Below are 10,479 nucleotides of genomic sequence, written 5' to 3'. Positions count from 1 at the left end.
CGGGCGTGCAGGCAGGCGGATGCATCGGTTGCTGCGACTGCACGACTTTATGGTCCCAACGCCAACGTGATGCAGCGGCGGCGCGTCAACGAACGCGACGCCGTTGCGCTTACGACCGTCTGATCGACGGCCAGTCCGCCGGGCCTTGTGGCTGTCAGCCCCCCCCGGAACACCTGCGCCTGCCGAACCCATGCCGCTGCCCGACATTCGTATCGAACTCCATCGCGGCAACGCCACCGCCGTGGTGCACTGGCCGGTGCAGGCGGCAGCGTCCTGCGCCGCCTGGTTGCACGAGTGGCTCCGGTGAGCGGCTCATGATCCGCATCGAGGCGATCTGGTTGGCCACCGAACCGATCGACATGCGCGCAGGCGTCGACACTGCCCTGGCGCGCGTCGTCAAGGCCTTCGGCGCCGCTCAGGCGCACCACGCCTATCTCTTTGCCATCGTTTCGAGCCCTTCGCTGTAGTCGTCGGCGGTGGCACTGGTCGTAATGAGATTTCCGGTGTAGGTCGTCATGTCAGTCTTTCGTAGTGGTGGCGAGAACGCTCGAGGATGCGGATTCGTTGCCCTGCAGCGGCGGCGGTAACGTGTAGTTGGCGACTTTTTCAGCGCCTTCAGGGTCAAGAGCTCGCGCGTGCCGGCAAGGTGCTCAGTCAAAGTGCCGTCCAGGATCGCTCCGGCGGAGCAGATGATCACGCCCGCTTCATCGCGCGCATTCCTGATGATCAGGAGTCGTCGATCAGCTTCTCGGCTTCGGGTGTCGCTGCTGTAGACCAGTCGCTCGGCCGCAGCCCGTGCATCACGCTCACGGATCAATCGGTCTGAGTCGAGGATCTCGAGGTCAAGCCGGGATACGGCCAGATTTCGCTCATAAGCGTTTGAGTCATTAAGAAAGACTTGCGTATACAGGAGCACAGGGCACGCGGAATCGGCCCCCCGCTTGTTCGGCGCCACGCTGGCGCCCCTTTGCCGGCCCGCTGGGGTCCGTGATCTTCTTGCCGGGCACAACGCGAACCTTCGTTGAATGACGATCAGTTCACGTTAAACCCGCCTCCAGAACCGGCCCGGTGCCGGTGCAAAAACCGGCCAAGATAGTTGTCGTCGACCGGCCAAGGTAATTGTCGTCAACCAGCAGTCTGTTCATTCAAGCGCGTGGAGCCTTGAAGAAGGAGCTGCTGGAGCACCTGAGACGTACTCGCGGCATGCGTCGTTCTCGTCATCACACGCAGAAGACGGCAATCCATGGGCAGATCGTTGATGCCGTTTCAATCAGCGAGCGACCCGCCTCTGTCGAGGATCGGGCGGTGCCTGGTCATTGGGAAGGAGACTTGGTCTTCGGCAACGCCAGCAGTCAAATAGCGACGCTGGTTGAGCGCCAAACGCGATACGTAATGTTGGTGAAGCTGGAAGGCAAAGATACGCAGACGGTCGTCAACGCGCTCATCAAGAATGCTCGCAAATTGCCGCAGGAACTCTACAAGTCTTTGACCTGGGACAGAGGCACGGAGCTGCACGGGCACAAGCAATTTACGATGGCCACCGACATCCAGGTCTACTTTTGCAATCCACGCAGCCCCTGGCAGCGCGGAAGCAATGAGAACACGAACGGGCTGCTCAGGCAGTACATGCCCAAGGGCATCGACATCTCGGGCTACTCACAGGCTCAGCTCAACGCGATCGCGCGACAATTGAATGAGAGGCCGCGCAAGACGCTCGGCTTCCAGACGCCCGCTGAGATGTTCAGCGAATCCGTTGCGTCGACCCGTTGAATCCGCCAGCGATTGCGGTCGTTCGGTCCGATGTACCGGAACGACCGCAATCTGCCGCTCCGCTGCCATCACTCACGCCCCGCTGCAGGTCGGCGTTTGTTAAAGGTACACCAAGCCGTTTTGGCGCGGGCGCCGTACTATGGCGCACTGGCGCACCGCAGCATGAGCGGCGCGCCTTTGCGTTGCGCAACGGCGGCGCTGCTACTTGGCGGTGATGTTGGCCACGTAGTAGGCCAGCAAGGCCATGTCTTCTGCTGGGACTTGACTCAGCGCCTCGGTCATTGCGCGCGTGTAGCCCGGCCGTTCACCGGACTTCAAGCCCAGCAGCGTCGTGCGCACGTACTCCTCTTTCTGGCCGCCGATGCGCGGCACCCCCTGCCCACCGGCCAAGTCGGCGCCGTGGCAGTAAACGCATTTGTACTCTTTGGCAAGAACCTGCGCCTTGTCCATTCGCGCAGCGTCGGGCGGTACCGCAGGAGCCGGCGCCGGCACGGGAGGGAGCGTGCCGATGTAGTCGGAGAAGCCGCGCAAGTCGGCGTCTGTCATCTGCTTGGCCAGCCCAACCATCGCTTCGTTTTTTCGCCGCCCTTCGCGAAACAAAAACAGCTGCGTGATGACGTAGAGGGAATGCTGGCCCGCCAGCACCGGTGTTCCGGCCATCTCGCTCCGCCCGTTGGCACCGTGGCAGGCCGCGCAAACCGCGCCGAAGCGCTCAGCGTAGACGACAGCGCCGGCAGCACTGCGAGTGCCGCCGGCGGATGCGGCGCTCACGCCAGCGCCGGCCTTCCCGGTCTGCTGCGCGCAAAGCGGCGAGGTCCCCACCAGCGCGACCGAGAAAGCGGCAGCGGCCGCAAAAAACCGCCACTGCATCACGTCACTTGCCCACGTAGCTGATGCGATAGATGGCCCCGGCATGGTCGTCGCTGACCAGCAGCGAGCCATCCTTCATTTGCAAGAAGTCCACCGGGCGCCCCAGGTAGGTGTTGTTGTCGACAAAGCCCGTCATGAACGGCTCCATCTTCACACCGCCTTTGCCGTCCTTGAACGCAACCGTCACGTCGGCGTACTTCCGGGTGCGGTTCCACGGGCCGTGACGTGCGATGAACATCGCGCCCCTGTACTTCGCCGGGAACATCTTTCCGGTGTAGAACTTCATGCCAAGCGTGCCGGCGTGGGGCCCGGTGAAAGCGACCGGTTTGGTGAATTCGTCGCAGGACTTGCCCCAGCCGAACTCGGGATCGGGGATGTTGCCCTGATGGCAATACGGGAAGCCGTAGTTCTCCTTACCGGGCTGTTTGACGTGGTTCAACGTGTCGTTCGGTAGCTCTTCGCTCATCCAGTCGCGCCCGTTGTTCGTGAACCACAGATCGCCGCCCTTCGGATCGAAATCGTAGCCGACCGTGTTGCGCACGCCTGCCGCAATGGTTTCGACGTTCGAGCCGTCAAGGTTCATGCGATAGATCTTGGCGTACTCACCCGGGTCGCAAATGTTGCAAGGCGCGCCGATGTTGTAGTAAAGCTTGTTGTCGTGAACGCGCAGATACTTCCAGCTGTGGTCGTCGCCGCCGGGCAGTTTGTCATTCAACACCGCGCTGGGCTCGCCCAGGTTGTCCAGCTTGTCTTCGACGTTGTCGTAGCGCACGATCTTCTTGTTGGTGGCGAAGAACAGCGAGCCGTTGTAGAACTCGATGCCTGTCGCATACGGGGTCTTGTCGATGATGACTTTGGGCTCGCGCTTGCCGTCGACTGCGTTGATGGGCAACACATAGACCTTTTGGCCGACACCGAGCGTGCTGACGAAGAGGTTGCCCTTGGCGCCCTCACGCAGGTCGCGCGCATCGAGCACTCCGGACGCCCAGGTCTCGACCTTGAAGCCCGGTGGCAGCTTGAACTTCTTGGTCGGCAGATCGGCCGCGGCGGTCGGGATCGGGAACGCGGGCACCGGCGCGAGCTTCATCGCGTCGTCCGTCTTGGGCCGGTCCTTGGCCCAGCCGGGTGTGGTGTCGTCAGCAGCAGACGAAGCGGAGGCCGCGCATACGAGCGCAAGCGCAGCAAAAGCGGAAAGCCAAGGTTTGTTATGCATTTGTCTCCTCTAGTTGTTTAGAAACCCCAACTAGTCTGAGCGCTCAAGGCCAGCTTGCACACAGTGTTTGCCCTGAGTTTGCGCAGGCTCGGGTATACCCATCGTCAAGCCGCCTTTGGGTGCGCTTACCCTACGTGCCGACACGCTTGACCGCAGCCGTTGGAATGGCGGTGTTTTGTACTTTTGCGTTCCGTCTGCTCAGGACGGTTGACAGCGCGCTCGTATTGCATTTTTCTGTTTCGTTCGACATTCCACTTCGTCGCTTTTTTATGCCTCACTCAGTACCAGTCTTTCGTCATTCGAGCCTCGAATCATTCCATTTGCCCCGGTCGCGATTTGCCCAGCAACTGCTTGCAGTCGCGGCGGTTCAGGCGGCGACCATCTTTGCGGCGCAGGCCCAGGACGCAGCGCCCGCGAATGGCGTCAAGCCCGAACGAACCTTGCCCGAGATCACCATTTCGACGCCGGGGGGCAACGTGCGGCCGTTCGAGCTCGCAGGCTCGGCCGACCGAGTCGATGCTAGTCAGTTGCGGGATGACAAACTGCAGGTCAACCTTTCGGAGAGCCTTGCCGCGGTGCCGGGAATTCAGGTTCAGAACCGCTACAACTACGCGCAAGACTTGCAGCTTTCGATTCGCGGTTTTGGCGCTCGCTCGACCTTCGGGGTGCGCGGCGTCCGCATCTATGTCGACGGTATCCCGGCGACGCTGCCGGACGGACAAGGTCAAACCTCCAACATCGATATCGGCTCGGCTAACCGGATCGACGTGCTGCGCGGTCCGTTCTCCGCGCTGTATGGCAATTCGTCCGGCGGTGTGGTGCAAGTGTTCACCGAACGCGGTGAAGCCCCGCCGAAGGTCGAGGCGTCGTTCGCGGCCGGCAGTTTCGGCACGCGCCGCGAAAGCATGAAAGCCAGCGGCGCCAAAGACGACATCGACTGGGTGCTGGACCCCAGCCACTTTCACACCGACGGTTGGCGCGCGCACAGTGCCGCTGACCGCGACATTGTCAACGGCAAGCTGGGCGTGCAGGTTGATGAGGGCACACGTGCGACCATCATTTTCAACAGCGTGCGCTTGAACGCACAGGACCCCCTCGGTCTCACGCAGACACAGCTGGGTCTCGATCCGCGCAGTGCACCGCTCGCAGTGCAGTACGACACGCGCAAGACCGTCGATCAGCGGCAGCTCGGGCTGCTGCTGGAGCACCGTGTCAATGCAGACAACGACCTGCGCCTGATGGTCTACGGCGGAACGCGCGATACCACGCAGTTCCAGTCCATTCCGCCGTCCGCGCAGACCGGCGCGCTGCAGTCAGGAGGAGTCATCGGCCTGAACCGCTCGTACGAGGGCGTGGACCTGCGCTGGACCTCGCGAACCCGCCTGGCGGATCGGCCGTTCGAGTGGACTGCAGGCGTGTCGTACGACCTTCTCAATGAGCACCGCACGGGTTATGAGGACTACATCGGCACGTTCGCAAGGCCGGTGCTGGGCGTGCAGGGGCGGCTAAGGCGCGACGAGAACAACCAGGCGTCCAACGGCGACCCCTATCTGGAGGCTAACTGGCAGGTCGCCGATCGCTGGACGGTCGAAGCGGGCCTGCGTTACAGCTCGGTGTATTTCCGTTCGACCGATCATTACATCGTCGGTGCCAACGGCAACGACAGCGGAAGCGCGCGATACCGCCAGGCGCTTCCGGTAGCGGCCGTGCGTTATGCCGCGACGCCCAATCTCAACCTGTATGCGACTGCGGGCCGAGGCTTCGAAACGCCGACATTGAATGAAATCGCGTATCGTCCCGGTGGGCTGGCCGGGTTGAACTTCGGCCTGAAGCCGTCGGTCAACGACAGCTTTGAAGTCGGTGCCAAGGCGCGCATGGCGGACGGTTTGTTGACCGCAGGGCTGTTCCAAACGCGCACCAGCGATGAGATCGTCACCGACACGAACAACGGGGGCCGGTCCACATTCCAGAACGCCGGGCGTACCCGCCGCCTAGGGGCAGAACTGGCCTGGTTCCGTGAAACCGAAAGCCACTGGCGCACGCAGGTAGCCGCTACCTTTCTGACCGCACGCTACGTCGATGGCTTTTGTTCGCCTGCTCCCTGCAATGCTGCCAACACGGTGGCTTCCGGCAATCGCATCCCGGGAATTGCGCAGCGTTCGTTGTTCGTGTCCTACGGCTATGCGCCGCCTGAAGGCTGGCACGCGGGCGCTGAAGCCCGAGCCATCAGCCGCATTCAGGCCAACGATGCCAACACCGCCAGTGCGCCTGGTTACGTGGTGGCCGCGCTGCATGCTGGCTACACCCAGCACTTCGGGCCGTGGAATCTGAATGTGTTTGCACGCATTGACAACGTGTTCGACCGCAGAACCGTCGGCTCGGTCATCGTCAACGAAGGCAACCAGCGTTACTTCGAATCTGCACCGGGTCGCACCTGGGTGGCCGGAGTCAGCGCAGCCTACAGTTTTTAACTCTCGCCCAGCGGCCGTGCGCAACACCTGGGCCCCGTCGGTTTGGCCCCCGATTCAACCCTGAAAGACTTTGGATGACTGACGACGGTTCTGTCGCAGTAAGACGCGACGAGTAAGCTGAAGCGATGGGCAAGAACAAGATGAACGAAGCACTACGCAGGATTTTGAAGCGGCTGCACTACCCCATTGAGGTGATGCTGGTGTGCGTTCGCTGGTAAGCGGCGTACCCGTTGAGCCTGCGACAGATCCGAGAGATGATGGCTGAGCGTGGGGTGGTGGTCGATCACGCCACGATTCATCGGTGGTCGGTCGAGATGATGCCGGTTCTTGCCGCCGTCTTGAGGCGGCGCAAGCGCTCGGTCGGCACGAGCTGGCGAATGGATGAAACGTACATCAAGGTCAGCGGCGAGATGCTTCTTCAAGCGTGCCATCGGCCTGCACGGCGTGCCCGAGAAGATCACGATCGACAAGAGCGGCGCCAACACGACGGCGATCCTCGACATGCGCTCTGACAGCGGCGCGGACATCGAGATGTCAGTCGAAGTATCTCGACAACCTCATCGAGCAAGACCATCGGGCGATCAAACGCATCGTGCGACCCATGCTCGGATTCAAGTCGTTTCGCTGCTCTCGCGCCCTCATTGCAGGCATCGAGACCATGCACATGATCAAGAAGGGCCAGCTCGATTCGCTCAAAGACAGAGCATCGTCCACTGCTGACGAGTTCTACTCTCTGGCCTTTTGAGGCCAGCCACTCCAGCTCCCGTCTCAGCTTTGCTCTGCTATTGCGGCAGAACCCAATGTTGGCATCTGGGTCGAAAACGCGCCGGCGCCAAGAGTCCATATCGACATGCATCAGATCTGCACCTGGCGACCCAAATCAACAAGCCGCTCGGGCGGAATCCGCATAGAGTCGGTCACATGTGCCGAATTTCTCGCCATGGCCGCGAAGAGGTGCGTCATCCAGCGCGCAATCCCGTGGCTCCCCGGCTTCGGGACAATTTTCTCGACCCCGATGAAGTAGGTCAGATCGTCTAGATCCACCGGGCATTCGCGCGCAGATATCTCGGCAAGTAGACTCGGCAAGTCAGGAGTCTCCATGAAGCCATAGGAAGCAATTACGAACCAACAGTTGGGCGCGATTTGCTCGAGGTGTGCGCGCCGATCGGCGGCGACCCAAGGAGACGATGTCGTCTGCACCGTGATGGCCACGACCTTCTGGGGAAGCGCCCGCGCGAGATGCACATACCATTGGATAATTGGTGGGATGCCCTCCCTTGCCCGTGTCAAAAACACGCCTGTACCGGGGACGCGCGCCACGTAGGTTCGCTCGAGCCCGGCGAAGAACTGCTGAGCCGGGACGCTGCTTCCCCCGGCAATGTCTGTGATCACGGAGATGCCCCGATGCCAGACGTACATGATTCCGTAGACCCCCGCAGCGAGCAGTAGTGGCACATAACCGCCCTGCAGAAGTTTGAGCAGATTGGATGCGAAGAACGATGCATCTACGATCATGAAGACGCCCGCGACGGCTGCGCTGGCGACCAGACTCCAGCCCCAGATTTCCCGCATGGCGATGAATAGCAAGACCGTCGTCAGGATCATCGTTGCGGACACGGCAATGCCATAGGCGCCCGCGAGGCTGTCCGATTTTCCGAAGGCGAGCGTCAAGCCGACCGTCACGATCATCAGTACCCAGTTCACCGTGCCGACGTAAATCTGCCCAAAACCTTCCGCAGATGTCTGGGATATTTTCATGCGCGGCATCCAACCGAGCTGGATGGCCTGGCGCGTCATCGAGAAGGCCCCCGTGATGATCGACTGGCTGGCGATGATCGTCGCTACGGTCGACAAGACGACTAGCGGGAGCAAAAGCGCCGGGGGACAAAGACGATAAAAGATATTGCCATCGGTTGACGCGCCCGAGAGAACGATCGCACCTTGCCCGGCGTAGTTCAACACCAAGCTCGGGAAGACGAGCGTCGACCATGCAAACTTGATCGGTCTGGCTCCGAAATGTCCCATGTCGGCATACAAAGCCTCAGCTCCGGTCACGCACAAAAATACGCCGCCCAAGACCATGAAACCAATGTATCCGCTGTGGAACAGGTAGCTCACCCCGTAATACGGATTCAACGCGTAGAGCACGGCCGGATGCTTTGCGATCCCCCAGATTCCGAGCGCAGCCATGGTCACGAACCAGACGGCCATGATGGGCCCAAAGGCCCGGCCGATTTTGGCGGTTCCGACGCCTTGAACGGCAAACAACGCCACCAAGATCCCGACCGTGACCGGCAGCACAAAGGGCTGCATCGTAGGCTCGACCAGCTTGAGACCTTCAATAGCCGAGAGCACCGAGATCGCGGGCGTGATGGCTCCGTCTCCATAAATGAGCGCGGCCCCAAAAAGTCCAACAGCGACAATCAGAGGGCGCTTTGCTCGCTTGACGGCCAGAAGTGCGAGCAACGCGAGGATGCCACCTTCGCCGTCGTTGTCGATGCGCATAGCGAAGCCGGCATATTTGAGGCTCGTTACGATGATGAGGGTCCAAACCAAAAGCGAAACCACGCCAAGAATCGTCTGCGACTGGTTCCCCCCGGTCATGTCGAGCACCGTCTTGAACGTGTACAGCGGGCTCGTGCCGATGTCGCCAAAGACAACGCCCAGAGCCCCAACCGCACCTGTGGCAGTTGCTAATTCCTTCGGGCGGCTTCCTTGAATCAAAGAATTCATATTTGCAAGTTCGTCAGTTTTTTTGAAATCATCGGCTCGCCGCGAAAGGTTCAACGGATAGAGGCAACGCAATGTGACATTTGGAGGCGCAGAAGTCTGTCAGAGGAAGGCTTCCTCCAGCGGTCTGTGCCCTTGCCGACAAGAATCGGGCTTCCTTTGCGTTAGCGGACATCAGCCAACCAGGCTAGGCGAAGAGTTGCGACTGGGAAGGCTTGATCGTGATGCTGGCGACCAAAGGAATGCGCTTCCCGCTGAACGTCATCCTCGTGTGCAATCCCCTGTACGAAGCCGGTCAGTTGAGCTGCTGACTTCTTGAGGGGTAGACGCTGAGCGGCACAACAGCGGAGTGCCCGGTGTTCTTGGCGTTCGCTGGGAGCTGTTCATGGCGCTGTAGAAAGAACAGAAAAGCGCCGTGCTTCAGGCGCCTGCTTTCAATGGCATGACAATCTCTTTGTAATGCTCGCCATGCCTTCAAGGACGTCCGTACAGTTCGGTTGTGCCCGTTCTCTCGTCAGCCAATTGCGGCTCCATCGCGCGAGGCGATCTGCTTCGAAGCGGAGCTTGTGGTCACGCGCACGGCAACCGTAAAACAAAAACGAGCGCTCGAATCGCGGACAAGAAGTTTCCAGAAGCGGCGCTGTGAATCGCCTCGCCCTTTTTTGCCGTCGTCGATATGTGCTTATGTGCATGTAATTGGGCGTAAGGGCAATCCGGATGGTCAACGCATGCGTCTGCAAAGCGTTGGAAGCGGACCACGTATCTCGTGACCCGGAATTCCCATGAAAAAGTCCCTCGTTTTTGCTGCTCTGAGCATCGTCGTAGCCGGCTCCGTCTTTGCCCAAGCGCCTGCTGCTGGCGCCCCCCCGGCCGCAACGCCAACCTCGGCCGCGACCACTGCACCAAAGGCCCTGACCGCCGCTCCGGCTACGGCCGCACCGGTTGCAGTACCGACCACGAAAAAGGGCAAGCCTGACCTCGCGCTCGTTGCCCAGGCGCCAGGCGGCGGTGCCGACAAGGTGTGGGCAAACGAGAAGAGCAAGGTCTATCACTGCCCGAGCGACAATTATTACGGCAAGACCAAGCACGGCAAGTATTTAACCGAAGCGGATGCGAAGACCCAGGGCTTTCACGGCCCGCATGGCAAGGCCTGCAGCTAAGCAGCTGCCAGTGACTTCATACCCATTTGTGGGTTGGCGGCTTTGCAACGGGCCGTCGTTTAAGCGCTGCACGACTTTGCAAATATAGATGCGAGCAAGCACCCGCAACCTTGACACACCTCGACGCGAGGACGGCCTGAAAGTTCGGTCAGAACCCGCGACCGAGCTACCGTTCGACTATCGACCGGTAGAGCCGGGCTGAGACTTCAGCCGAGTGCGAGGCGGCAAGCGTGGGCGCGATGTGTGGCAGCGCGTCGGCTTACGC

General features: G+C 60.8%; 7 protein-coding genes and 2 pseudogenes. 5 read left to right on the top strand and 4 right to left on the bottom strand.

From position 1 onward, the window contains the following. The first annotated feature begins 314 nt into the window (after nt 1-314). Nucleotides 315-467 (top strand): IS66 family insertion sequence element accessory protein TnpB, encoded by a 153-nt coding sequence (locus QN397_RS23020; RefSeq protein ID WP_323502004.1) that lies wholly within the window; start codon nt 315-317, stop codon nt 465-467. On the opposite strand, the gene QN397_RS23015 is transcribed toward QN397_RS23020, so the two are convergent. Beyond that, nucleotides 431-955, bottom strand: coding sequence for a hypothetical protein (locus tag QN397_RS23015; protein ID WP_323502003.1), 525 nt, complete (start codon nt 953-955; stop codon nt 431-433). The genes QN397_RS23020 and QN397_RS23015 overlap by 37 nt on opposite strands. Before the next feature lie 179 nt (nt 956-1,134). Between QN397_RS23015 and QN397_RS23010 the strand changes: the two are divergent. Further along, nucleotides 1,135-1,770: pseudogene (locus QN397_RS23010) on the top strand (IS30 family transposase); the annotation flags it as partial. A 201-nt stretch (nt 1,771-1,971) separates the two neighbouring features. Here the strand turns inward: QN397_RS23010 and QN397_RS23005 are convergent. Together QN397_RS23005 and QN397_RS23000 are read right to left on the bottom strand one after the other, a co-directional pair. Next, nucleotides 1,972-2,640 carry a c-type cytochrome gene (locus QN397_RS23005; protein ID WP_323502002.1) on the bottom strand — a complete coding sequence of 223 codons (669 nt, stop codon included), beginning with the start codon at nt 2,638-2,640 and terminating at the stop codon, nt 1,972-1,974. Nucleotides 2,641-2,644: 4 nt separating this feature from the next. Beyond that, a complete protein-coding gene (locus QN397_RS23000; protein WP_323502001.1) occupies nt 2,645-3,727 on the bottom strand; it encodes a PQQ-dependent sugar dehydrogenase in 1,083 nt (360 codons plus the stop codon). 38 nt (nt 3,728-3,765) lie between these two features. On the opposite strand from QN397_RS23000, the gene QN397_RS22995 reads away from it, so the two are divergent. Continuing rightward, entirely contained in the window at nt 3,766-6,324 is a 2,559-nt protein-coding gene (locus QN397_RS22995) for a TonB-dependent receptor (protein ID WP_323502000.1), read from the top strand. Between the two features lie 125 nt (nt 6,325-6,449). Then, nucleotides 6,450-7,069: pseudogene (locus tag QN397_RS22990) on the top strand (IS6 family transposase). A 110-nt stretch (nt 7,070-7,179) separates the two neighbouring features. Here QN397_RS22990 and QN397_RS22985 read toward each other — a convergent pair. Continuing rightward, on the bottom strand, nt 7,180-9,057 hold the full coding sequence (locus QN397_RS22985; protein ID WP_323501999.1) for a potassium transporter Kup: 1,878 nt from the start codon (nt 9,055-9,057) through the stop codon (nt 7,180-7,182). Nucleotides 9,058-9,836: 779 nt separating this feature from the next. Between QN397_RS22985 and QN397_RS22980 the strand changes: the two genes are divergently transcribed. Then, on the top strand, nt 9,837-10,214 hold the full coding sequence (locus QN397_RS22980) for a hypothetical protein (protein ID WP_323501998.1): 378 nt from the start codon (nt 9,837-9,839) through the stop codon (nt 10,212-10,214). The last annotated feature ends 265 nt before the right edge of the window (nt 10,215-10,479 follow it).

This window comes from Variovorax sp. RTB1 (genome assembly GCF_035018765.1).
GTDB lineage: Bacteria > Pseudomonadota > Gammaproteobacteria > Burkholderiales > Burkholderiaceae_C > Variovorax.
This window is presented reverse-complemented; position numbering and strand designations above follow the sequence as displayed.

Excerpts from the sequence above, each read along its gene's own strand:
- QN397_RS23000 (WP_323502001.1), bottom strand. The coding sequence starts at position 3,727 with ATGAAGCTCGCGCCGGTGCCCGCGTTCCCGATCCCGACCGCCGCGGCC.
- QN397_RS23005 (WP_323502002.1), bottom strand. The coding sequence starts at position 2,640 with ATGCAGTGGCGGTTTTTTGCGGCCGCTGCCGCTTTCTCGGTCGCGCTG.
- QN397_RS23020 (WP_323502004.1), top strand. The coding sequence starts at position 315 with ATGATCCGCATCGAGGCGATCTGGTTGGCCACCGAACCGATCGACATG.
- QN397_RS22980 (WP_323501998.1), top strand. The coding sequence starts at position 9,837 with ATGAAAAAGTCCCTCGTTTTTGCTGCTCTGAGCATCGTCGTAGCCGGC.
- QN397_RS22985 (WP_323501999.1), bottom strand. The coding sequence starts at position 9,057 with ATGAATTCTTTGATTCAAGGAAGCCGCCCGAAGGAATTAGCAACTGCC.